This is a genomic window from Serratia sp. CY74737 (assembly GCF_052166775.1).
GTDB classification, from domain to species: domain Bacteria; phylum Pseudomonadota; class Gammaproteobacteria; order Enterobacterales; family Enterobacteriaceae; genus Serratia; species Serratia ureilytica.
Window position 1 is genome coordinate 110,810 of sequence record NZ_JBJNOF010000014.1, and the last position, 23,527, is coordinate 134,336.

Annotated in this window: 25 protein-coding genes and 1 pseudogene; 16 read left to right on the forward strand and 10 right to left on the reverse strand. The window is 54.8% G+C overall.

The genetic code is table 11. From position 1 onward, the window contains the following. Window positions 1–2: 2 nt before the first annotated feature. The 7 genes and pseudogenes from ACJ8PE_RS19075 to ACJ8PE_RS19105 all read left to right on the forward strand — a co-directional run. On the forward strand, window positions 3–1,016 hold the full coding sequence (locus tag ACJ8PE_RS19075; protein WP_099782702.1) for a PLP-dependent cysteine synthase family protein: 1,014 nt from the start codon (window positions 3–5) through the stop codon (window positions 1,014–1,016). After that, a complete protein-coding gene (locus ACJ8PE_RS19080; RefSeq protein WP_197792799.1) occupies window positions 1,016–2,173 on the forward strand; it encodes an NAD/NADP-dependent octopine/nopaline dehydrogenase family protein in 1,158 nt (385 codons plus the stop codon). The genes ACJ8PE_RS19075 and ACJ8PE_RS19080 overlap by 1 nt, the downstream gene beginning before the upstream one ends. A gap of 2 nt (window positions 2,174–2,175) precedes the next feature. After that, window positions 2,176–3,402 carry an MFS transporter gene (locus tag ACJ8PE_RS19085; RefSeq protein WP_197761103.1) on the forward strand — a complete coding sequence of 409 codons (1,227 nt, stop codon included), beginning with the start codon at window positions 2,176–2,178 and terminating at the stop codon, window positions 3,400–3,402. After that, on the forward strand, window positions 3,399–4,559 hold the full coding sequence (locus ACJ8PE_RS19090; RefSeq protein WP_197792801.1) for an ABC transporter substrate-binding protein: 1,161 nt from the start codon (window positions 3,399–3,401) through the stop codon (window positions 4,557–4,559). The genes ACJ8PE_RS19085 and ACJ8PE_RS19090 overlap by 4 nt, the downstream gene beginning before the upstream one ends. Beyond that, entirely contained in the window at window positions 4,528–5,712 is a 1,185-nt protein-coding gene (locus ACJ8PE_RS19095; RefSeq protein ID WP_197761086.1) for an aminotransferase class V-fold PLP-dependent enzyme, read from the forward strand. Before ACJ8PE_RS19090 ends, ACJ8PE_RS19095 begins: the two co-directional genes overlap by 32 nt. A gap of 7 nt (window positions 5,713–5,719) precedes the next feature. After that, complete coding sequence (locus ACJ8PE_RS19100) at window positions 5,720–6,136, forward strand: ParB N-terminal domain-containing protein (protein WP_071605388.1); 417 nt, start codon at window positions 5,720–5,722, stop codon at window positions 6,134–6,136. A 65-nt stretch (window positions 6,137–6,201) separates the two neighbouring features. Further along, a pseudogene (locus tag ACJ8PE_RS19105) lies at window positions 6,202–6,681 on the forward strand (DDE-type integrase/transposase/recombinase); the annotation flags it as partial. Between the two features lie 278 nt (window positions 6,682–6,959). Here the strand turns inward: ACJ8PE_RS19105 and ACJ8PE_RS19110 are convergent. The 8 genes from ACJ8PE_RS19110 to pyrC all read right to left on the reverse strand — a co-directional run bounded on the left by ACJ8PE_RS19110 (window position 6,960) and on the right by pyrC (window position 12,547). Beyond that, on the reverse strand, window positions 6,960–7,979 hold the full coding sequence (locus ACJ8PE_RS19110) for a zinc-dependent alcohol dehydrogenase family protein (protein ID WP_197777359.1): 1,020 nt from the start codon (window positions 7,977–7,979) through the stop codon (window positions 6,960–6,962). A gap of 3 nt (window positions 7,980–7,982) precedes the next feature. After that, on the reverse strand, window positions 7,983–8,099 hold the full coding sequence (locus ACJ8PE_RS19115; protein WP_004927822.1) for a DUF2770 family protein: 117 nt from the start codon (window positions 8,097–8,099) through the stop codon (window positions 7,983–7,985). 122 nt (window positions 8,100–8,221) lie between these two features. Next, window positions 8,222–8,848, reverse strand: coding sequence for a LuxR C-terminal-related transcriptional regulator (locus ACJ8PE_RS19120; RefSeq protein ID WP_033642674.1), 627 nt, complete (start codon window positions 8,846–8,848; stop codon window positions 8,222–8,224). Window positions 8,849–9,064: 216 nt separating this feature from the next. Beyond that, window positions 9,065–10,180 (reverse strand): N-methyl-L-tryptophan oxidase, encoded by a 1,116-nt coding sequence (solA, locus tag ACJ8PE_RS19125; protein WP_197792804.1) that lies wholly within the window; start codon window positions 10,178–10,180, stop codon window positions 9,065–9,067. A gap of 139 nt (window positions 10,181–10,319) precedes the next feature. Continuing rightward, window positions 10,320–10,574 (reverse strand): biofilm formation regulator BssS, encoded by a 255-nt coding sequence (bssS, locus tag ACJ8PE_RS19130; RefSeq protein ID WP_004927812.1) that lies wholly within the window; start codon window positions 10,572–10,574, stop codon window positions 10,320–10,322. A 199-nt stretch (window positions 10,575–10,773) separates the two neighbouring features. Then, the gene (locus tag ACJ8PE_RS19135) at window positions 10,774–11,055 is read right to left on the reverse strand and encodes a hypothetical protein (protein ID WP_197792806.1); all 282 of its coding nucleotides are present in this window, start codon (window positions 11,053–11,055) and stop codon (window positions 10,774–10,776) included. 130 nt (window positions 11,056–11,185) lie between these two features. Further along, entirely contained in the window at window positions 11,186–11,425 is a 240-nt protein-coding gene (gene dinI, locus ACJ8PE_RS19140) for a DNA damage-inducible protein I (RefSeq protein WP_033638037.1), read from the reverse strand. A 75-nt stretch (window positions 11,426–11,500) separates the two neighbouring features. Then, window positions 11,501–12,547: a dihydroorotase gene (gene pyrC, locus ACJ8PE_RS19145; RefSeq protein ID WP_047026294.1), complete on the reverse strand. Its 1,047-nt coding sequence runs from the start codon at window positions 12,545–12,547 to the stop codon at window positions 11,501–11,503. A 213-nt stretch (window positions 12,548–12,760) separates the two neighbouring features. Between pyrC and ACJ8PE_RS19150 the strand changes: the two genes are divergently transcribed. Continuing rightward, window positions 12,761–13,048: a putative quinol monooxygenase gene (locus ACJ8PE_RS19150; protein WP_025302406.1), complete on the forward strand. Its 288-nt coding sequence runs from the start codon at window positions 12,761–12,763 to the stop codon at window positions 13,046–13,048. 60 nt (window positions 13,049–13,108) lie between these two features. Here the strand turns inward: ACJ8PE_RS19150 and rne are convergent, their stop codons facing one another. After that, the gene (gene rne, locus ACJ8PE_RS19155; protein ID WP_197792807.1) at window positions 13,109–16,477 is read right to left on the reverse strand and encodes a ribonuclease E; all 3,369 of its coding nucleotides are present in this window, start codon (window positions 16,475–16,477) and stop codon (window positions 13,109–13,111) included. Between the two features lie 552 nt (window positions 16,478–17,029). Here rne and rluC point away from each other — a divergent pair. Continuing rightward, complete coding sequence (gene rluC / locus ACJ8PE_RS19160) at window positions 17,030–17,989, forward strand: 23S rRNA pseudouridine(955/2504/2580) synthase RluC (protein ID WP_197792809.1); 960 nt, start codon at window positions 17,030–17,032, stop codon at window positions 17,987–17,989. A 6-nt stretch (window positions 17,990–17,995) separates the two neighbouring features. Here rluC and ACJ8PE_RS19165 read toward each other — a convergent pair whose 3' ends face one another. Next, on the reverse strand, window positions 17,996–18,577 hold the full coding sequence (locus ACJ8PE_RS19165) for a Maf family protein (RefSeq protein ID WP_033650741.1): 582 nt from the start codon (window positions 18,575–18,577) through the stop codon (window positions 17,996–17,998). Between the two features lie 141 nt (window positions 18,578–18,718). On the opposite strand from ACJ8PE_RS19165, the gene yceD reads away from it, so the two are divergent. The 7 genes from yceD to acpP all read left to right on the forward strand — a co-directional run bounded on the left by yceD (window position 18,719) and on the right by acpP (window position 23,515). Further along, window positions 18,719–19,240, forward strand: a complete 522-nt coding sequence (yceD, locus tag ACJ8PE_RS19170) for a 23S rRNA accumulation protein YceD (protein ID WP_004927780.1) — start codon at window positions 18,719–18,721, stop codon at window positions 19,238–19,240. A 16-nt stretch (window positions 19,241–19,256) separates the two neighbouring features. After that, window positions 19,257–19,424, forward strand: a complete 168-nt coding sequence (rpmF, locus tag ACJ8PE_RS19175) for a 50S ribosomal protein L32 (protein WP_004927778.1) — start codon at window positions 19,257–19,259, stop codon at window positions 19,422–19,424. 11 nt (window positions 19,425–19,435) lie between these two features. Beyond that, the gene (plsX, locus tag ACJ8PE_RS19180) at window positions 19,436–20,470 is read left to right on the forward strand and encodes a phosphate acyltransferase PlsX (protein WP_071841648.1); all 1,035 of its coding nucleotides are present in this window, start codon (window positions 19,436–19,438) and stop codon (window positions 20,468–20,470) included. 6 nt (window positions 20,471–20,476) lie between these two features. Beyond that, complete coding sequence (locus tag ACJ8PE_RS19185) at window positions 20,477–21,430, forward strand: beta-ketoacyl-ACP synthase III (RefSeq protein ID WP_033642683.1); 954 nt, start codon at window positions 20,477–20,479, stop codon at window positions 21,428–21,430. Between the two features lie 18 nt (window positions 21,431–21,448). After that, window positions 21,449–22,378: an ACP S-malonyltransferase gene (fabD, locus tag ACJ8PE_RS19190; RefSeq protein WP_197761079.1), complete on the forward strand. Its 930-nt coding sequence runs from the start codon at window positions 21,449–21,451 to the stop codon at window positions 22,376–22,378. Window positions 22,379–22,389: 11 nt separating this feature from the next. Next, window positions 22,390–23,124: a 3-oxoacyl-ACP reductase FabG gene (gene fabG / locus ACJ8PE_RS19195; RefSeq protein WP_004928729.1), complete on the forward strand. Its 735-nt coding sequence runs from the start codon at window positions 22,390–22,392 to the stop codon at window positions 23,122–23,124. Window positions 23,125–23,278: 154 nt separating this feature from the next. Beyond that, window positions 23,279–23,515, forward strand: coding sequence for an acyl carrier protein (gene acpP, locus ACJ8PE_RS19200; protein WP_004719003.1), 237 nt, complete (start codon window positions 23,279–23,281; stop codon window positions 23,513–23,515). Window positions 23,516–23,527 lie beyond the last annotated feature (12 nt).

Below are 23,527 nucleotides of genomic sequence, written 5' to 3' on the forward strand. Positions count from 1 at the left end.
AAATGATCTTCAGAAAAGTAACTGATTTGATTGGTAATACTCCCGTCATTCAATTACCGCTGGCGCAATCTGAGTCTCGCCTTTATATCAAAGTGGAGAAAAACAATCCTGGCGGGAGCATGAAAGATCGCATGGCCAGAAATATGATTGTTGCGGCGCTGAAATCAGGGCGAATCCAACCAGGTGGGACAATTGTTGAATCATCGTCAGGAAATACGGGGATCGGCCTGGCCATTGCGGCTATCGAATTTGGGCTTAAATTTATTGCAGTGGTGGACCACCATGCCGCTCAGGATAAAATTACCATCATGCGAGCTCTGGGAGCAGATATTCGTTACGTTAAGGGTAATTACGGCGAAAATGAAGTCGCGGTTGTGGAACGACAGCGTATGGCGGCTGAAATTGCGAGTGAAATACCCGGCGCAGTGTTCATGAACCAATCAGATAATGCAGCCAATGCCGGTGGATATGCAGACCTGGTGCGTGAAATTATCTGCCAGATTGGCAAAGTCGACGCGTGGGTTGGATGTGTTGGCACTGGCGGTTCGATGACAGGGATAGCGCATGGCCTCAAGGTTCATAATCCGGATACAGTCACGATCGCCGTAGAGCCAGAAGGCTCTATCGTATTTGGAAAGCCAGGAAAGCCCTATTATCAATCAGGAACCGGCACACCGGAAGGAGACACCGTCGGATTAGTTCTGGATTACAGCTGCATTGATTATGGTGAACAGGTTTCCGACGTCTGCGCTTTTGAAACTGCACGCTATCTTGCGCGCCGTTTCGGGTTGCTTGTTGGCGGTTCTACCGGGGGGGCAATATATAAAGCGTTGGAATTTATCAATAATGGAACGATTCGGGGGAATGTGGCTCTCGTTATTGCAGATGGCGGTGAAAAATATCTAAATACGATCTTCAATGAGGAGTGGCTCAAAGAACGGGATCTTCTCTCCGTGCAAGTTTGGGGGCAACTTGATAGCTGGTTTGCACTCTCTTCTGTTGAGGAGGGAGAATAATGTTCTCAGGCGAGAAGTTAAGGGTAACAATATGTGGGGCCGGCCGTACGGGCCATCTTGCTGCCATTTTATTCAGTCAAAATCCCGCAGTTGCAGTAACTCTCTACACTAGCCGGTCAGAAACTGTCACCGCATATCAAGGCAGTGGCGCTCAGTTGCATGCGATCATGCCTGACGGAAATGTTATAAAAGCCCCTGCCGTCAGGATGACGGCGTCTGCCGATGAAGCCTGTACCGCTGCAGATCTCATTATCATTACTGCCCCAAGCCATGTGCGCGAAAGCGTGCTTCACAGCATCGCGCCAGCACTGCCACGGCATAAGCAGGTCTTCGTCGGAGCCATTCCCGGTTTTGGCGGATTTGACTGGATGGCAGAAAAAGCATTTGGATGCTTATCGAATATTGTTATATGGGGCATGAAAGATGTCCCCCATATTGCGTTTGATCTTGTACCTGGAAAACGTGTCAGGATGGGGGGGGCGAAATCACAGTTGTACGTGGCTGTTCATTGCCGGGAAACACCTGAGAATACCGATATTCTGCTTGATTACCTGAAGCAGCTTTATGAAGCTCCCGTCACTCTGCTTTCTAATTACCTGGAGATTACCCTTACACCAGGAAATCCAATCATGCACAGCTCCGTCATTTATGGTCTCATCGGCCCATGGGGGCAGTGGCACGGGCATGCTTTCAATCATATTCCGTGTTGGTGGAGTGACTGCCCGGAACTCGGTGCTTATTTCCTTGCTCGCTGTGATGAGGAAAATCAGGCCTTATGTAAAGCTGCCGAACTTTCACTGGGTATCGATCTCAGCTCTGTGCAGTCATTGCAGCAGGAAATAGTCGAGGCATACGGTGACTCAATTTCTGACCCCAGAACACTCCTCAGCGTTTTACGAACGAATAAGGCCTATGAGGGTATCCCGCTGCCTCTGATCCGCGAAGGGCGATCCGACACTTTTATTTTTGACAAAAACCATCGGGTCTTTCGGGAAGATATTGGCTGTGGTTTAAGCCTGTTGGTTTCGATCGGCCAGAGGCTCAGGGTGCCAACACCATATATAGAAGAAATCTATTACTGGTGTTGCGAGTATATGGGAGGGAAGATTGCCCCCTCCCCGATCCCCGCCGATTGGCCAATGGTAAGGGGGGAGTGAGGATGCGCGTAACGGGCAGCGTGACTTTTATTGTCCAGTTTCTGTTTATCGTGCAACTGCTTTCGATGGGAGCGATGGAAATGAGTGGCCCTTTTTGGCCGCTTCATCTCGAAAGCATGACGTCCACAGAACTACTGAGCATCGCTGGCACGGGAGTGTATATAGCGCCGATGCTTGGCGTTATGCTAACCAGTACATTCTGGGGGCGGGTAGGCGACAAAACGGGCAATAAAGTCATGATGATCCGCGCACTGATGGGCCTGGCATTAACGCAACTCGGGCTTGCTTTCGCCAATGACGTCTGGCTGGTGCTTATTTTACGTTTTTTGCAGGGTACCTGTGCGGGTTATATTGCGCCGGCTCAGGCCTATGGTATTGCAATGGTGCCAGCGGCACAGCGTACGAGACTTTTTGCCTGGTTACAGGTGTCAACCAACGCAGGCTCTTTGGCAGGGGCGATTATCGGGGGAGCCATTCTCGATCTACTGAGTTTCTTCTGGATAAACGTCAGCGCATTTATTATTTGTACGCTGTGTGCACTGATTGTTCTTTTCATATTACCTGCTGATGCTCCTCATGGAGTCTCGCCCACTTCAGCTGTTCATTCAAAAGATAAGAAAAGGACTCCAACTGGAATCAACAATGGCGTCATTGTTGGCTTACTGACGGTTCTTGGCTTGTTATTAATGAGCCGTATGATTACGCAAACGCCTTTTTCTCTTTATGTCAGCACGGTGTTCAATGCCCCTAATTGGCTAACAGGATTAGCTTATGGATTACAGGCTACGGGAGTGATTGTATCAGCGTCTCTCTGGGCAAGATGGTTTGAAGCGCACGATATAGCCAGCACGCTCTACCGAATGGTGGGGGTCATCATGGGATGTATCCTGGTAACACTGCTGCTGGCTACAGTAAGGGAAACCCGCTGGTTTATCGGGCTTTATTTTTTATGGGGAATTCTCCTTGGCGCAACCACGCCTGTACTTACCGCATTAATCTCGCGTACAACAGCCGAAGGTATGCAAGGGTATATATTGGGGGTAGTCCAGAGTATCAGCCAGTTCGCCTCCATTACAGGTATTGCTTTGGGGGGCGTAGTCCTTCTCTGGCCAGGGTTGTCAGCGTTGTTTCTTTGCGTTGCGGTTATGTATTCCATGACTTTAATTATTACGTTAAAAATCAGCCGATCTTCAAGGGAATTCAACAAGAAAATAGGTTATGAGAAATGATATTACGACTTGTGCTCTTTATTGTATTGTTAACCTCATCAATTGCTCATGCTGAACAGACGATGACGCCTGTAACCGATCTCTTTGGCCGAACCGTTAACATCAAATTACCGGTACAGCGTGTCATCCTTGGGGAAGGGCGCCAACTGTATCTGGTCGCCATGCTTGATAAAGAAAATCCTGCCAAGAGGATAGTGGCCTGGCGGAAAGATTTAATACAGTCAGATCCGGCAACATGGCAGCAGTACCGGCAACAGTTTCCACAACTGGAGAAAATTCCGACATTTGGAGGCCGCGAGCAAGGGACCTTCGATATCGAACAGGCTATTAATCTGAAACCTGACGTCATCATCATGAATATGGATGCGCGAAATGCCATTGTTGACTCAGGGTATGAGGCCGCACTTGCCAGTGCGGGTATCCCAATTGTCTACGTGGATTTTCGGTATGACCCTATTGCACATATTCCTCCAACAGTGAAACTATTTGGCGAGCTATTTGGCCAATCGGAACGCTCTGAAGCCTATTTAAAATTTCGCGATAGTGAATTACAACGCGTCACATCCAGGACTTTAAAATTAAAGAAGCCATTGCCAACGGTATTTTTAGAACGTCTTGGAGGTTATTCAGAAGAATGCTGTATGACCTTTGGCAAGGGGAGCTTTGGGCGTTTTACTAAATTAGCCGGAGGAGACAATATCGCAGCCAATCTTGCTCCCGGTTCATTTTTTACGTTAAATCCCGAAAAGGTCATAGCTGCAAATCCTGATGTCGTCATACTCACCAGCGGGAATTTTCAGGCCTTCGTTCCTGGTGGAAGGTGGATCCCTCTCGGGCCGGGCGTCAATATCGACGAATCCAGGCGTAAGCTGGCATGGTTCACCAGCCGTCCAGCTTATGCAGATAGCACTGCCCGCCGTAATAGCGCATTTTTCGCCATCTGGCATCAGTTCTACAACAGCCCGTATGATGTCATTGCCATCCAGCAACTAGCCAGATGGATACATCCACAATTATTCGCGGACCTGGACGCTGATGATACATTCCGTCGCCTGCATCAGGAATTTCTTCCCGTTCCGTATCAATCCGGATATATGGTAAGCCTGAAAAAAGAGGAGGATAATCATGGTATTAAGTCTGGAGCAACTCCGCGCTGACACGCCAGGGACTGAGCATGTTATTCATTTTAACAATGCGGGAGCAAGCTTAATGCCTGTCCCGGTTATACAGGCTGTACATGAACACTATTTAAAAGAAATTACCCTCGGTGGGTATGAAGCCGCAGAGCGTGAGCGCCAATGGCTTGGTGATATATATGGTTATCTGGCGAAATTGATCCAGGCAAAGCCTGCAGATATCGCGCTTGTGGAAAATGCTACCCGGGCCTGGGACATCGCATTCTACTCTCTTCCCTTGCGCCCAGGGGATATCATCCTGACTTCGACCACTGAATATGCAGGCAATTATATACCTTACCTGCAACGACAAAAACGTGATGGCATTCAGATCAACATTCTGGAAGCGGATGAGGACGGGGCTGTTTGTCTGAAGCAGTTACAACATGCCCTTGACAATCCTCGAGTCAGATTAATCAGTCTCCCAATACTGGGAACTCATGGAGGACCAATACAGCCGGTAGAAAAAATGGGCGTCCTTGCTCGTGATGCTGGCGTGTGGTTTTTCCTTGATGCTTGCCAGGGTATTGGACATTTACAACTTGATGTCCAAAAAATTGGGTGCCACGTGTTAACAGCCTCAGGGCGTAAATACCTGAGAGCTCCACGCGGTACGGGTTTTTTATGGATGGACAGCACCCTGAGTTCGAATATTGAACCGGTGTGGCTTGATCACCATGCTGCCAGTCTTATAGATGAGCAGTGTTATCATATTAGCGAGGGAGCCCGACGATTCGAATGCTGGGAGGCAAATATTGCTGACAGGCTTGGCCTGGGGGCGGCCGCGAAATATGCGCTTTCGTTAGGGCAAGATAAAGTAACGCAAAGGATTTTTAAGTTGGCTAAGCAACTTCGCTCAGGCCTGAAATGTATACCGCACGTTCAGTTACAGGATAAAGGAGAGAATCTATCAGGAATCGTTACATTTACAGTTAAAAATAAAACAGCTGAATCTGTTAAGGAATACCTATCGGCTCAACCACGTCGAATTAATGTCTCATGTTCTCGATCGAGTTCGACATTCATTGACATGCGAAATCGTGGGTTGGAGTCAGTCGTTCGTGCATCCGTTCATGCGTATAACAGTGAAGATGAGATAGATATCTTACTTAATGCCCTTGAAAATTTCAGGTGAGGTGAACATGCAGTATGAGGTAATATTACACCCAGTTGCCTTGATCCGTCCCTCTGAAGAGGTCAACATGGAACATGTTATAGCATTAACAGAGGAGATAGCGCGTTGCCAAAAATGGATAACACCCGTTCCCATTGAAAAAAACACGGGGATCATTATGGATGGCAACCATCGATATCGCGTGGCCAATAATCTTGGGCTAACGTACCTTCCTTGTATATTGCTTGACTATACTGATGTACGCGTGAGAGTACACGACTGGAATAATGGTGAGCCGTTCTGCCCGTTAAAAATCAGAGAGCACATAGTCAACCAAGGAAAAATTTTTCCGTATAAAACCACTCGTCATTTATTTTCACCGGTTCTTCCAGTCGTTGATTTTCAGCTAAGGCAGTTACTCGATATAAATTCATTAACCATGTAACTATTGTTGGCTCTGAAAAAAATTAATACCGGAGCCTTTTTGCTGGAATAGTTTTGCACTAGGGAGTTGTCATGGATCTTTTTGTCTGCAGAATTATCGGCTGGAGTCTGTCAGCGAATGCCGATACAGAGTGGGTAAGTCGTGTCCTACGGATGGCCTATGAGACGCGTGGCCAACCCCGGTAGGTCATGTTCCATAGTGATCAAGGAAGCCAGTATACCGGCCTTAAATATCAACAAGTTCTTTGGCGTTACAGGATAAAGCAAAGCGTCAGTCGGCGAGGGAACTACTGGGATAACAGCCCAATGGGACGCTTCTTCCGTAGTCTGAAAACAGAATGGGTTCCGACAAATGGTTACGCAGGGAGTGATGAGGCCCGGCGTCAAATCGGCGGTTATATCCTGAATTAAGACAATAGCGTCAGACCTCATCATTACAGCGGGGGGCTGACGCCGGAAGAATCAGAGAACAGATACCGTTCTTACTGTAAAACCGTGGCCAGTATTACTTTACCACTACAACCCCAATCTGCTGTTGTTGCCTGACTTGTCGTACTGGCTGAAGTAGTTTTCAGGCATCTATCAGAGGATTCGTACTTAAAGGTGGCGAAGATCTCAAACCCACTAGATTTAATGAGTTCATCGTTTGACTCTTTAATTGCCATGCTCATTTTACTATCGATCGTTATTTCTTGGGTAACGATGCGCCTTATCTCAAAGCGTAGAGATTGATAGCATAATAATGTCCGTTGCCCTAATAAAAGGGCATCTCACCACTAATAAGTTTACATTAACGGAAAAGGCGCCTTTTCCTCCATTGCGTTTTATTTATTGGGAACCCCGTTGAATAATGGTTCATCCACCGCAATCGTCTCAGATGTCGTCGGCGTAAGGAAGATTTTGCCATTCACGCCGGGCTGCGTGGCGTGGTGCAGCGCCGCTGCGTACTGATGCAAAGGGTAAATCGCGGCGGGCGGGCGCAGCGTCAACTGGCCACGCCGCAGCAGCTGGAATAGCTGATAAAACGCCGTTTGCCACTGCGCCGGCGCCGCCTGCGCATTCCATTTACGCAGGTGGAACAGCGAAGCGCGCAGCTTTAACTCGTCCACCACGCACCGCCAGTCTACCTGGCGGCCGCTCAGCAGGCCCAGCGCCACAAAATCGCCGCCGGTGCGGACCGCCCGCGCCAGCTGCAATCCGTCCTCTCCACCGATGCAGTCGATGGCCGCTCGGGCGCCAAAATTCGTCATTTCCGCCAGCTGCGGCGCTTCGATAACGCGCCAGGCGCCGGCGGCCAGCAACGCCTGGCGATGAGCGGCATTGCGCACCACGACCGCCAGACGAATGCCGCGCAGCGCCGTCAGCTGCGCCAGCAGCAGGCTGACAGCGGAGCCGCCGCCGTTGAGCAGCAGTACGTCGCCGGCGCTGAGCGGCAGCCATTGGGTCAACAGCACCCAGCAGGTGAGCGGGTTGATATAGATTTGCGCTGCGCAGGCGTCGTCGATGTCGTCCGGCACCCAGACCACCCGATCTTCAGGCAGCGTGACGAACGTTTGCCAACTGCCGTTACCCGCTACCGCCAGCGCGCGTCGGCCCGTTGAATGCCCATTCTGCGGATTGACGACGACGCCCACGCCTTCATATCCCGGCACCTGAGGAAGGGCGATGCGGTGCGCGTATTGGCCGTGGATCGGGATCAGATCGGAAGGGTTGATCGGGGCATAGCGCATCTGCAATAACCGCTGTCCGGGGCGCAGCAGCGGTCTGCTCATCTGCTGCAATTCCAGCACCTGGGCGGGATCGCCGAAGCGGTTGAAGCTCAATCGGGGAAATAACGGCGGCATGGCTTACATGACGAAGAAGAAATAGACATCCAACGCCAGCAGCACCAGCCACAGACAAAGGTACAGCACCAGATGCTCACGCACATTGTTGACGATAGCCGCCAGTATTCGGTTTAACATTTCAGCCGCCTGAAGAGAAGGACCCTTGATTATAGTCCTTTTCTCGGCGTCATTTATAGCGCGCCGCGCGTGAGTGGCGGGAAAGTGGCGATAAAAAAGCCTGCGTTATCGCAGGCTTGAGGTTACACGGCCAACAGCGCCAGCGGCGTTGAATTCGCCGGCGTGCTCGGCGGGTAGAAATAGCGCAGCACGTTATACAGTGAGTAAAACTCCAGCCGGTTGCGCGCGTTGATCTTTTCCGTGATGTGACGCTTGTGCACATAGACCGTATGGGAGCTAATCTGCAGTTTTTTCGCAATGCGGTAGTTAGGCATCTCTGCCATCCAATACTTCATTACCGTCAGCTCCTGCGGGCTGAACAGGGAACGCTCTTCGCCGTCATCGGCCAGCGCCAGCGGATTCTCGCGCAGCGTGCGTAAGGTGAGCGGCAGAATGCTTTTATTGAACAGAAAAGCGTTATCGGCGATGCGCATTGGCGCTTCGCTGTAAGGGTAAGGTGTATCGAGATAGATAAACAGCAAGGCGGACTGGCTGGCTTCCATAAAGGCCTGCAGTTGCGCATCCGCTTCGTTATAGCGGCATTGGTTGCTGAGGTTCACCAGAATGTGGCTCGGCTGAAAGCTGGCCAACAGCGATGTAGCGTATTCAATGCTGTGGCAGCACTTGATCGTCGTGATCCCACTATCAGCAAAGTAGCTGGCTATACCGACCCGGGTGAAGCAGCATTCGTCCACGACAAGTAGTTTCATGGTGACGTCCTTGTTGAAAGCCGATGGAGCATATCTTCTGTAAAATAGGACTTACACTGCAAGTGTTCAATTCGGAAATTCAACTGCTGAATATAAGAAATTTCCGTTATCAGGATTTTTACTTGGTATTTAAAAGAGTTAGCAGGTTAACAAATTGTAACCGCCAAATTTCGCTGTCCAGTGCCTGAGGGGGACTTGGACAGCGAAATCCTTCGCTCAGCTAAATCGTTTCAGACCAAAGCTTGAGACGTCAACCGGCGGCGCTTTGTCCTGCGCGAACAGCGCGGCGATCTCGCCCAGAGCGCTGGCGAACTTGAAGCCGTGGCCGCTCAATCCGCTGATGACCATCAGGCGATCGCAATCCGGCAGGGTATCGATAATAAAGTCTTCGTCGGGGCTCATATCATAGCTGCAGGCTTCGCCGTGTAAACATACGCCTACACCCGGCAAAAATTGCCGCAGGAAGGAGAAAACTTCCGTGCCGTCGCTGGCGTAGCTGCCGAAGGGTTTGCGCTGCTCGGGGGCATCCATCGGCTGGCCGCCGTCGTGTTTGCCCACTTTCAGGCCGTCGTTATCCGCCGGAAAACCGTAATAGTGCGTGCCGTCTTGCGCTTCGACGGTAAAGGCAGGGAAACGATTGTTCACGCTGTAGCGGCCATCTGCCTGATGCCAGGAGAAGACTTTGCGCAGCGGTGCGATCGGCAGTTGCGGAAACAGCGCTTTGACCCAGGTGCCGGCGGTGATCACCGCTTTTCGCGCCGTGAAACGCCCTTCGCCGGTGATGACCTCAACGCCGCCATCGATGGGTTCTACCGCGTTGACCGGGCAGTTGAACAGCTGGCTGCAGCCGGCTTCTTTCGCCAGCTTGATCAGGCTGGTTATCGCCAGCTCGGCGCGCAGGAACCCCGCGTCTGGCTCGAATACGCCGACATAACCTTCCGGTGCTCGGAATTCCGGCCAGCGCTGATTGATCTGTTCGGCGCTGAGGGTTTGCGCGTTCAGGCGGAATTTTTGCGCGCTGAGCTGCGCATTGCGAATGAATTCGGAGTGCTGTGGCCCCAGGTTGAGCACGCCGCACGACTGGAACAGTTCCTCGCCGGATTGTTGAATCAGCGCATTCCACAGCGCCTGCGCGCGCAGCACCAGCGGCACGTACTTTTCGCCTTCGCCGTAAGCGTGACGGATAATGCGGGTATCGCCGTGATGGCTGCCGTTTCGGTGCGGAGGGATAGCGCTGTCGATCATCAGCACTTTCAAGCCGGCCCGCGTGGCATAATAGCCTGCCGCCGCGCCGACGGAACCGCTGCCCACCACAATCAAATCATATTCCACGTGCCAACCCTCTCTGATAGCGATTTCTTATGCCCCCATGATAAAAGGTTGGCGGACGCAATGCACTGATTGAACGGCGAAAGGCGAAGAAAAGGCGCCGGGAAAGATCGCGGCGCCTTAGGGGGTAGGAGACGATGAATCAATGTTTTCTGCGATCAAGATCCTGGTAATCCGTAGCTTCAATCTTGGCGATGCCGGCCTCTAAGATATTGATTAATTGACGGGCGACATCTGTGGTCAGCCAAAGCGTTCGGTCTACTTGGGCTTCTTCGGGCGTTTGGTCTAGTGAAGACAGGTAATGAAGGCGTATCATCATGGCGTCGTAAACGTCGACAGTACTGATATCCCAACCGACAAGCGGGTGCGTCTGAATTACTTCATCATTTCTGTCCATAAAGACCCCTTATTGAGTAGTAACTACCGTGAGTGACTAACGAGGATCAATGCGGCTCATCATCATGAGAGCAATTACAGTATACGCATCCGCTTTCATCGGTGGAGGGGTTGTCACCTAAAATTGCAAAATAAATATTTATTTGAACAATTATTCTACAAATTTGGGTGCGAACGCGCGATGAGTAAAGCCTGTGGCGTTATTCCGCGCCGCCGGTGGGTGGGGCGGAGCCGTGCAGGCATTTTTCCAGTTCTTCAGCCAAGTGCGCGAAATGTTTCTGCGTTTCGGCGTCGCGATTCTGGCTTTGCGATTCCATCCTCAGGCTGTGGATCAGCCGTTGGTTGGCTTTGTCATCCAGGCTGAAGGCCAGGTAAGAGAAGGCCACTTCCAGTACGTTCAAACGTCTTTTCTGATCGGCAATCAGCGCCAGCAATTCGCCAAACGTCATTGCGTCTTCGGATTTCACCTTGTCCGGGGCCATGCTTACTCCTTTGCGTTAAATACAGCGCTGAGGCGGATTTGGTTCCAGAGTAAGGGTAAGCGATGAATGGGCAGGGCGCCAGAAACAAAAAAGCCGGAGAGCGACCCCCGGCAAAAACAGCATTGCAGTGTTATTCTGCGCTGAACCATTCGTCCGCGCTTTCCCAGGTTTCCTGAAGGATTTCCTCAATCAGATCCCGGTCGGTTTTGGCGCCCCCTAGCACGGAGAGCCCGTTGGCGCCGGCATAACGGACGTGCACGACGGCGTCTGGAAACTGGCGATTGACCCGTTTGCCCAGCTCGCCGGTCAGCGCCTCAATGGCGCCCGACGGCAGCGGCCGGGTTTTATCTATAGTGACTTCAACACGCATAATTGCCCCCGAAGCGATTTACTGTTTATTTATACAGTTAACCGTAAGCGAGGGCAAGAGGGCGAAGCAAAAATATCAGCCTTTCAGCGACCAGTTCAGGGTTTCGCCGGCCAGGAATGGGATCACGGATTCATTGCCCAGGGCGATCTCTTCCGGCTGGGTGGTCGGCACGCGCTGCAGTTCGATGAAGTCTTCGTTGAGCGGCAGGCCATAGAAGCGTGGGCCGTTGAGCGAGCAGAAGGCCTCGAAGTGCTCCAGCGCGCCGAGCTGTTCGAAGACGGCAGCGTAAGCCGGGATCGCATTCGGCGCATTGAAGCAGCCGGCGCAGCCGCAGCTGGACTCTTTGCGATGCTTGAGGTGCGGCGCCGAGTCGGTGCCGAGGAAGAAACGGTCCGAGCCGCTGGCCACCGCCTGACGCAGCGCTTCCTGATGGACGTTGCGCTTGAGGATCGGCAGGCAGAACAGGTGTGGGCGAATGCCGCCGACCAGCATGTGGTTGCGGTTGAACATCAGGTGCTGCGGGGTGATGGTGGCGCCGAGGAAACGGTTGCCTGCCTGCACGTACTGCGCCGCTTCTTTGGTGGTGATGTGTTCGAAGACGATTTTCAGTTCCGGGAAGTGACGGCGGATAGGCTCCATCACCTGTTCGATAAAGCGCGCCTCGCGGTCGAAAATATCGACGGCAGGATCGGTCACTTCACCGTGGATCAGCAGCGGCATGCCGATTTTTTGCATTTGCTCGAACAGCGGGTAAATGCCGGTCACGTCGCTGACGCCGTGGCTGGAGTTGGTGGTGGCGTTGGCCGGATACAGCTTGGCGGCGGTAAACACCCCTTGCTCGAAACCGCTGACCAGTTCACTGGCCGCCAGAGAGTTGGTCAGGTAACAGGTCATCAGCGGAGTGAAGTTGTGACCCTGCGGCACCGCCGCCAGAATCCGATCGCGGTAGGCGCGCGCGGCGGCCACGGTCGTCACGGGCGGAACCAGGTTCGGCATCACGATCGCCCGGCCAAATACCTGGCTGGTATAGGGCACCACCGTTTTCAGCATCTCATCGTCACGCAGGTGGATATGCCAGTCGTCTGGGCGGCGGATTTTCAGAACTTGAGGTTGTGCGGTCATCTAGCTAGGCTCCGGCGGTCAAATACGTCTAATGAAAAGCGAATAATGGGTTTATTCACGCCGGGGTGTAAGGATAAGCGGAAAGTGCCGCAGATGCATCTGTTTGTTGGCGACAAGTTGAAATCAACGGCGCAGCAGGCGCATAGTGACAAGGATTTCAACGATGCCGACGCCAATAGCGTCGACTTTCATCAAGTGGAAAGGGAGAAAACAATGGAAGTACGCGTTATCGCCACCCTGCAAGCGAAAGCGGGATTTGAGGCCGCAGTCAGTGAAGCGGTGCACGACATTCTCGAGCCGAGCCGCCAGGAGCTGGGCAACCTGCAATATGATTTGCATCGCGATCTGGAAAAACCGGGCACCTTCGTGTTCTTTGAGCGTTGGGCCAGCAGCGAAGCGCTGGATAAGCATAATGAGACGGCGCATTTTCAGCAGTTCGTCAGTCGACTTGACGGCAAGTTGGATGTTCTGGACATCAAAAAACTGAAAAAGATCGCCTGAGCTTTTTGCAGGCAAGAAAAAACCCGCCGTCGGCGGGTTTTTTTAGGTGTGTAGATTAACTTATTCGTTAACCGGCTGCGGCTTGGTGGCCGGCGCGGTGGCCTGGCTCACTGCCGAGTGACCACCGGCTGAACCTTTGCCTTCAAAGTTGAAGGAAGGGCGCTGCCAGTCGCTGTGCTTGCGTTCTTCCGGCACGTAGATCGGCGCAGGCGCTTTGGTCATCGGCGCAGTGGCGATGTGTTTGTACAGCGCGTCCTGCACGGCTTTCACCGGCGCCGGCTGCTGAGCAACCGCAGGCGCAGGCTCGGCGGCCGTTGGTTCCGGCGCTTTTTCTACCGGAGCGGCTGCCGCTGCAGGTGCGGCTTCTACCACTGGCGCTTCTTCCGCCGGCGCGGCTTCTACCGGTGCAGTTTCGACCACAGGCTCGTCTTCCGCTGGCTTAGCTTCAACCACTGGCTCTGCCGCTACGGTTTCAGCTACCGGATCAGCTTCCACTGCAGGGGCAGTCTCTTCCGCTTTCGGTTCTTCAACCGCAACCGTTGCCGGGGCGGTTTCCACCGGCGCCGGGGTTTCCTCGGCCGGGGTGGCAACAACCGGCGCTACGACTGCCGCTTCTTCCGTTACGGTGACGGCGGCAGTTTCAACGGCGGCTTCTGGTGCCGGTTCGTTGACGCTGGCCGCGGCCTGAGTTTCTTCCACGGCAACACTGTGCTGTTCAACCGCTGCGGCGAAAACCGGCGCCTGCTCTACGGCTTCGGTTTGCACTTCGGCTTCTTCAACCTGAGCGACCGGGTAGCTGACCCAGACTTTGCCTGATGCCATTTCCGGGGAAGCGAACGCGCCCACCAACGGCATTGGGGATTGCAGTGGGTAACGCTCGTCGCGGTAACGACGGCGACGCTGGCCGCTGACGCGCAGGTGACGCGGTGAACGGCGGGAACGACGCGGCATGCCTTCGCCGTTGCCGCGGTTTTCGCCCTGGGCATCGTCTTCCGCCTGAGCGGCAACGGTTTCCGGCAGCAGCTTCACGCTGTCGTCGGCGGTTGGTTGCGCATCTTCGGCTTTCGCTACCGGCGCTTTCGGCGCCAACAGCTCTTCCGCTGCGCGCTGCAGCTCTTCTTCCGCGGACAGGATGCGCACTTTCTGCGTCAGAGGGCGGCGCTGACGGCGCTGCATGTTCTGCTGCTGGCGTTCTTCCTGCTCTTCGTCGGTGCTCTCGACCGCGTCAACGCTTTCCAGCGCTTTCACTTCCTGCTGAGCCTGACGTTTCTCTTCCTGACGACGACGCTGGCGTTCAGCACGCTGTTCACGGCGCTGCTGCTGATCTTCGCGCGGCGCTTTAGCGCTTTCTTCCGAGGCAGTTTCCTCCGCTACCGGCGCGTTCTGCTGCTGGTTGCGGCGGTTACGGCGCTGCTCATCGCGGGATTCACGCGATTCACGGCCTTCACGGTTCTCACGCGGTTCACGGTTGTCGCGTTCGCGATTGTCACGGCCTTCACCGCGCTCTTTACGTTCGCCGCGTTCCGGACGATCGCCACGGTCGCTACGCTCACCGCGCTCTTTACGGCCGGTGCCTTGACGGCGCTGACCGCGACGATCCTGACGACGGTTTTCACCGTTGCCTTCCGCCTTCGGCGTTTCGGCCGGTTTGGCTTCTTCGACGGCAGGTTGTTCTTCACCGGCGAACAGGCTCTTCAAACCACCGAACAGGCGGCCCAGGAAGCCCGGCTTGGCGGCGGCCGGCGCTGCGGCTTTAGCCTTGGCGGCTGCAGCGACAGGTTTGGCAACGGCGACGGGTTCTTCAGCCGGCGGCGGCACATCGGCGGACAGGGAGAAGGAAGCCAGGGCCGGTTGCTCCGGACGCTTGCGTTCCATCGGCGCATCTTCCAGCGGACGCTCCATGTCTTCTTCGTGCAGTTTCGGCAGCAGGTAGCTGAGGGTAGAGGTTTCCTCGCCCTTGCGTACGCGCAGCACCGAGTAGTGCGGGGTTTGCATTTCATCGTTCGGCACGATGACGGCTTTTACGCCACCCTGACGTTTTTCGATCGCGCTGACGGATTCACGCTTTTCGTTCAGCAGGTACGAAGCGACCTGAACCGGTACGATAGCGTGAACTTCTTTGGTGTTTTCCTTCAGCGCTTCTTCTTCGATCAGGCGCAGGATGGACAGCGCCAGCGATTCGTTGTCGCGGATGGTGCCGGTGCCGTTACAGCGTGGGCACACGTGGTGGCTGGATTCACCCAGCGACGGGCTGAGGCGCTGACGCGACATTTCCAGCAGGCCGAAACGGGAGATGCGGCCGATTTGGATGCGCGCGCGGTCTTGACGCACGGCGTCGCGCAAGCGGTTTTCCACTTCGCGTTGGTGGCGTACCGGCGTCATGTCGATGAAGTCGATGACGATCAGGCCGCCGAGATCGCGCAGGCGAAGCTGGCGAGCGATTTCGTCCGCCGCTTCCAGGTTGGTGTTGAACGCCGTCTCTTCGATGTCGCCGCCGCGGGTTGCGCGCGCGGAGTTGATGTCGATGGCGGTCAGCGCTTCGGTGCTGTCGATGACGATCGAGCCGCCGGACGGCAGGCGCACTTCGCGCTGGAAGGCGGATTCGATCTGCGATTCGATCTGATAGTGGCTGAACAGAGGAATTTCACCGCTGTACAGTTTGATTTTGCTGCTGAAATCCGGGCGGCCCAGCGCGGCGATGTGCTCTTTGGCCAGGTCGAGAATTTTCGGGTTGTCGATCAGGATTTCGCCGATGTCCGGGCGCAGATAATCGCGGAAGGCGCGCACGATAACGTTGCTTTCCTGGTGGATCAGGAACGGTGCAGGGCGTCCTTCGGCGGCTTTTTTAATCGCTTCCCAGTGCTTCAGGCGGAAGGAGAGATCCCACTGCAGCGCGTCGGCGGATTTGCCTACGCCCGCGGTGCGAACGATCAGGCCCATGCCGTCCGGCAGTTGCAGCGAAGAGAGCGCTTCTTTCAGCTCGGTGCGATCGTCACCCTCGATGCGGCGAGAAATACCGCCGGCGCGCGGGTTGTTCGGCATCAGCACCAGATAGCTGCCCGCCAGGCTGATGAAGGTGGTCAAGGCGGCGCCTTTGTTGCCACGTTCTTCTTTGTCTACCTGAACGATGACTTCCTGGCCTTCGCGCAGCACATCTTTGATGTTCGGGCGGCCATGGGAAGAGTAATTGCTAGGGAAGTATTCGCGGGCGATTTCTTTAAGAGGGAGGAAACCATGTCGTTCTGCGCCGTAGTCCACGAACGCTGCTTCAAGACTTGGTTCAATGCGGGTGATTTTGCCTTTGTAAATATTCGCTTTTTTCTGCTCATGACCCGGACTTTCGATATCCAAATCATACAGCCGCTGTCCATCTACGAGGGCAACACGCAACTCTTCCTGCTGAGTTGCGTTAATCAACATTCTTTTCATCTTAACTTACTCGTTATTTTTACATTATCGACAAAGCTGCGGGCAAAATAACCTCATGGCCGGAGTTAAACCGAAAGCCCCGTGTCTTCTCGCAAAGCCGTCAACCTCACGGTTGTCGCCTGCATAGGGGCGCATTATCTCGGTAAGCCTGCTTTTCTTTGTGAAAGACAGCACTTTTACTAGGGGAATAGCCTCTGATTTACGTCGACAGATCTGATTCCATTTGCCGGCCAAGCTGCAACCCGCAGCCCGCTAATTGTTTGATTTCGCATTACGTCTTACGCCATTGCTGCGTTTTTGCGCGATCAGACAAATTTTATAATTCCACCGTTTTCCCTGTTTAACGAGAATCAACGCGGAAAGTGACTGCATTATTCCACTGCTGATGCCGTTATAGCAAGGTGACTTTTCCTTAACTGCGGAAGAAATCGCAAACGTTCAAATCGGCTTGCTGCCTTATTGTCCGCTGGGGTTTCGCCCGCCGTCAGAGAGACAGTTAAGCACAGAAAAAGATGTGGCGCTATTCACGCGCTCTATTTAGAATCCCGCACCATGAAAACGAACAATCCAGCAGTACAATTCATCACGATTTCCGACGACGAAGCCGGTCAGAGAATCGACAACTTTCTGCTCGCTCGCCTGAAAGGCGTGCCGAAGAGCATGATTTATCGCATCGTGCGCAAAGGCGAGGTGCGGGTTAATAAAGGGCGCATCAAGGTCGAATACAAATTGGCGACCGGCGACGTGGTGCGCGTGCCGCCGGTGCGCGTGGCCGAGCGCGAAGAGGCGCCGGTGTCGGCGAAGCTGGATAAGGTGGCGGCGCTGGCCGACTGCATTCTGTATGAAGATGACCACCTGCTGATCCTCAACAAGCCTTCCGGCACCGCGGTGCACGGCGGCAGCGGCCTCAGCTTCGGCGTGATTGAAGGGCTGCGGGCGCTGCGCCCTGAGGCCCGTTTCCTGGAGCTGGTGCATCGGCTCGATCGCGATACCTCCGGCGTGCTGTTGGTTGCCAAGAAGCGTTCCGCGCTGCGTTCGCTACATGAGCAACTGCGGCTGAAGGGCATGCAGAAGGATTATCTGGCGCTGGTGCGCGGCCAGTGGCAGTCCCATTGCAAGGCCGTACAGGCGCCGCTGCTGAAAAACATTCTGCAAAGCGGCGAACGTATCGTGCGCGTCAACAGCGAAGGCAAACCTTCGGAAACCCGCTTCAAGGTGGAGGAGCGTTACGAATTCGCCACCCTGGTGAAGGCCAGCCCAATCACCGGGCGTACCCACCAGATCCGCGTGCACACCCTGCATGCCGGGCATCCGATCGCCTTTGACGATCGCTATGGCGACCGCGAGTTCGATCGTCAACTGGCGGGTACCGGCCTGAAGCGTCTGTTCCTGCACGCCGCGGCGCTGCGCTTCGAGCATCCGGCCACCGGCGAAACGATGCGTATCGAAGCGCCGATGGACGAAGAACTGCGTCATTGCCTGCAAGTGCTGCGCCGACAGGCCGCCAAATAATCCGCGTCACACCAGCGGGTTGATGCCTTCAGCCCGCAACATCTCCAACAGCGCGATCAACGGCAGGCCGACCAGGGCGTTCGGATCCCGGCCTTCCAGCCTGTCGAACAACGCGATCCCCAACCCCTCGCTCTTGAAACTGCCCGCGCAATTCAGCGGTTGCTCCAGACGCACATAGGCGGCGATCTCCGCTTCGCTCAGCGCGCGAAAATGCACGTGGAAAGGCTCGCACAGGGCCTGCAGCTGCTTGCTGCGGCCGTTGTACAGCGCCAGGCCGGTATAGAAGGTCACGGCCTGGCCGCTTGCCTGGCGCAGCTGCGCGCGGGCGTTTTCCTCGGTATGGGGCTTGCCGGTGATGCTGCCATCGATCACGCAGACCTGATCGGAACCGATGATCAGATGCTCGGGGTAGGCGAGGGCCAGCGCCTGAGCCTTCGCTGCCGCCAGGCGCAGCACCAGTGCTTCCGCGCCTTCGCCCGGTAGCGGGGTTTCATCCACCTCCGGCGCGGCGCAGTCGAACGGCAGCTGCAGTTTCTCCAGCAGCATTTTTCGATAGGGGGAGGTGGAGGCTAAAAGCAATCTCTGCATAATTTTTTTCGCAAACCGTAGCGTAAATGGGTACGGCATTTTAAACTGTCGGCCGCTGTGGAAGCGAATATTGGTGAAAGGAGCCGTTTTACGGCCTTTTTCTTTGACTCTATGTCGTTACAAAGTTAATATGCGCGCCCTATGCAAAAGGTAAAATTACCCTTGACCATTGATGCGGTACGTACCGCTCAGAAACGCCTGGACTATGCTGGTGTCTATGCGCCTGAGCAGGTTACTCGTGTTGCCGACTCCGTGGTCAGTGTGGACAGTGATGTTGAGGTGTCGTTGTCGTTTAATATCGACAATCAGCGCCTCGCGGTGATAACAGGGCATGCGGACGTCACGGTAACGTTGATGTGCCAACGCTGTGGAGTCCCGTTCGAACATCAGGTTCACACAACATATTGTTTTAGCCCGGTCGTCAATGATGAGCAGGCTGAGGCATTACCGGAAGCGTACGAACCGATCGAAGTTGACGAGTTTGGCGAAGTCGATCTGTTGGCAATGATTGAAGACGAAATTATTCTTTCACTGCCTGTCGTTCCGGTACATGAATCTGAACACTGTGAAGTGTCCGAAGCGGACATGGTATTTGGCCAACTGCCTCCCGAGGCGGAGAAACCGAATCCGTTTGCCGTATTAGCCAGTTTAAAGCGTAAGTAATTGAGGAGTAAGGTCCATGGCCGTACAACAGAATAAACCAACCCGTTCCAAGCGTGGCATGCGTCGTTCTCACGATGCTCTGACCACGACTACTCTGTCTGTAGACAAAGTATCCGGTGAAACTCACCGTCGTCACCACATCACTGCCGACGGTTTCTACCGCGGTCGCAAGGTTATCGGCTAAGTAGCGATACCTTGACTCGTCTAACCCTGGCGTTAGATGCAATGGGCGGGGACTTCGGTCCCTGCGTCACAGTGCCTGCTTCGTTGCAGGCACTGGCCTCTAATTTACAGCTTCATCTCTTGCTGGTCGGTAATCCCGACGCCATCTCCCCTTTGCTTGCCCACGCCGATCCGGTTCTTCTGGAGCGTCTGCAAGTCGTGCCCGCCGAGTCTGTGATCGCCGGCGACGCCAAACCTTCACAAGCGATACGCGCCAGCCGCGGCACGTCGATGCGCATTGCGCTCGAACAGCTCAGCAGCGGCAACGCGCAGGGCTGCGTCAGCGCCGGCAATACCGGCGCGCTGATGGGATTGGCGAAGCTGTTGGTCAAGCCGTTGGAGGGCATTGAGCGCCCGGCGCTGATGACGGTGATCCCGAACCAGCAGCGCAGCAAAACCGTGGTGCTGGATCTGGGCGCTAACGTCGAGTGCGACAGCACCATGCTGGTGCAGTTTGCCGTGATGGGCGCGGTGATGGCGGAAGAGGTGATCGGCATTGCGCAACCGCGGGTGGCGCTGCTGAATATCGGCGAAGAAGAGACCAAAGGCCTGGATAATATCCGCGAAGCGGCCGCTGTGCTAAAAAATACTCCGGCAATCAACTATATTGGTTACCTGGAAGGAAACGAACTGCTCACCGGCAAGACCGATGTGTTGGTCTGTGACGGCTTCGTGGGCAACGTCACGCTGAAAACCATGGAAGGGGTGGTCAGGGTGTTCTTATCGCTGCTGAAATCGTCCGGCGATGGAAACAAGCGAGCCTGGTGGCTGAAATTGTTGGGCCGTTGGTTGCAAAAACGGGTGGTCAAGCGGTTCGGCCACCTGAACCCCGACCAGTATAATGGCGCATGTCTGTTAGGATTGCGCAGCACCGTAGTCAAGAGCCACGGCGCTGCGAACCCTCACGCGTTTGCAGTCGCAATCGAACAGGCTGTGCAGGCGGTGCAGCGGCAAGTCCCGGAAAGGATTGCTGCGCGCCTTGAGGCTGTATTACCTAAGAGTGACTGATCGTACATGTATACAAAGATTCTCGGTACGGGGAGTTATTTGCCCGTACAAGTGCGCACCAATGCTGATTTGGAAAAAATGGTGGATACCTCTGACGAGTGGATCGTCACGCGTACCGGTATTCGCGAACGTCGCATCGCCGCTGCGGATGAAACCGTCGCGACGATGAGCTTCCAGGCCGCTGAGAAAGCGCTGGAAATGGCAGGTGTGGCTAAAGAAGACATTGGGCTTATCGTCGTGGCGACCACCACGACGACTCACGCGTTCCCGAGTGCGGCGTGCCTGGTGCAGCAAATGCTCGGCATCAAAGACTGCGCGGCGTTCGATCTGGCTGCGGCCTGCGCCGGCTTTACTTATGCGCTCAGCGTGGCCGATCAGTACGTGAAAAACGGCGCGGTCAAACATGCGCTGGTTATCGGCGCGGACGTCTTGTCGCGCACGCTGGATCCTGAAGATCGCGGCACCATCATTCTGTTTGGCGATGGCGCAGGGGCAGTGGTGCTGGGGGCTTCTGAAGAGCAGGGCATTCTGTCTACCCACCTGCATGCCGACGGCAGCTACGGCAGCCTGCTGACGCTGCCTTACAAGGATCGTCAGAATCAAGACAAGCCGGCCTATGTCACCATGGCGGGCAATGAAGTCTTCAAGGTTGCGGTCACCGAACTGGCGCGCATCGTCGATGAGACGTTGCAGGCCAACAACATGGACCGCAGCGAGCTGGATTGGCTGGTGCCGCACCAGGCTAACCTGCGCATCATCAGCGCAACGGCGAAAAAACTGGGCATGGGGATGGACAAAGTGGTGGTGACGCTCGATCGTCACGGCAACACCTCTGCCGCCTCGGTGCCTTCCGCACTGGACGAAGCCGTGCGAGACGGGCGAATTCAGCGTGGCCAGCTGGTGCTGCTGGAAGCCTTCGGCGGCGGCTTTACCTGGGGCTCGGCGCTGGTTCGTTTCTGATTTGAACAGGAATAAAAAATGACGCAATTTGCTTTTGTTTTCCCGGGCCAGGGGTCGCAGGCCGTTGGCATGCTGGCCGAATTGGCCGCACATTTCCCGATCGTCGAAGAGACTTTCGGCGAGGCCTCTGCCGCGCTGGGTTACGATCTGTGGCAGCTGGTGCAGCAAGGCCCGGCGGAAGAGCTGAACAAGACCTGGCAGACCCAACCGGCCCTGCTGGCGGCTTCCGTAGCGATTTTCCGCGTGTGGCAGCAGCAGGGCGGTAAAGCGCCCGCATTGATGGCGGGCCACAGCCTGGGCGAATACTCGGCGCTGGTCTGCGCCGGCGTGCTGGACTTCAAGGCGGCGATCCGCCTGGTCGAGCTGCGCGGCAAGCTGATGCAGGAAGCGGTGCCGGAAGGCACCGGCGCTATGTACGCCATCATCGGCCTGGACAACGATGCGATCGCCAAGGCGTGCGAAGAGTCCGCGCAGGGACAGGTGGTTTCTCCGGTCAACTTCAACTCGCCGGGCCAGGTGGTTATCGCCGGCAATAAAGAAGCGGTTGAACGTGCAGGCGCCGCCTGTAAAGCGGCGGGCGCCAAACGTGCACTGCCGCTGCCGGTGAGCGTGCCTTCGCACTGCGCGCTGATGAAACCGGCCGCCGACAAGTTGGCCGTGGCTCTGCAGGACATCACCTTCAACGCGCCGCAGGTGCCGGTGGTGAACAACGTCGACGTACGTACCGAAAACGATCCTGAAGCGATCCGCAGTGCGCTGGTGCGTCAGCTGTACAGCCCGGTGCGTTGGACCGAGAGCGTAGAATTTATCGCAGCACAGGGAGTGACGTCGCTGCTGGAAGTGGGGCCGGGCAAAGTGCTGACCGGTCTCACTAAACGTATTGTTGACACCCTGACGGCTGCGGCGGTGAACGACACCGCCAGCCTGTCGGCGGCGCTTGAACAATAAAGAGGAAAATGATGAGCTTCGAAGGTAAAATCGTTCTGGTCACCGGCGCGAGCCGCGGTATTGGCCGAGCTATTGCAGAAACGTTTGTGGCCCGCGGCGCCAAAGTGATCGGCACCGCGACCAGCGAGAGCGGCGCTGAAGCGATCAGCGGCTACCTGGGCGCAAACGGCAAAGGGTTTATGTTGAACGTTGTTGATGCGCAATCTATCGACAGCGTGCTGGCATCGATTCGCGCCGAATTTGGCGAAATCGACATTTTAGTGAATAATGCCGGCATTACGCGTGATAACCTGCTGATGCGTATGAAGGATGATGAGTGGGAGGATATCCTCGACACTAACCTGACTTCCGTATTCCGCCTGTCAAAAGCGGTAATGCGCGCTATGATGAAAAAGCGGTTTGGCCGTATCATCACCATCGGTTCCGTTGTCGGCACTATGGGGAACGCAGGGCAGGCGAACTACGCGGCGGCTAAAGCCGGTCTGATTGGTTTTAGCAAATCTTTGGCACGTGAAGTTGCTTCTCGTGGCATTACGGTCAACGTCGTGGCACCTGGCTTTATTGAGACGGACATGACACGGGCGTTGACAGATGATCAACGCGCAGGCATTTTGTCATCAGTTCCAGCCAACCGGCTGGGCGATGCTAAAGAAATCGCCAGCGCTGTTGCATTTTTGGCCTCTGATGAGGCCGGCTATATCACCGGTGAAACGTTACATGTCAATGGCGGCATGTACATGATTTAAAAAATGTGAAAACCATTTGCGTTATTTGAGGCAAAAACCGCAAAATAGCGTAAAATCGTGGTTTGACCAGCCGGGATTTAGTTGCATCTTTTTCAGCATTTTATACACTACGAAAACCATCGCGAAAGCGAGTTTTGATAGGAAATTTAAGAGTATGAGCACTATCGAAGAACGCGTTAAGAAAATCATTGTTGAGCAACTGGGTGTTAAACAGGAAGAAGTTTTGAACAACGCTTCTTTCGTTGAAGATCTGGGCGCTGATTCTCTTGACACCGTTGAGCTGGTAATGGCACTGGAAGAAGAATTCGACACCGAGATTCCAGACGAAGAAGCTGAGAAGATCACTACTGTTCAGGCAGCTATTGATTTCATCAACGCTAGCCAGCAGTAAGAGAACATATCT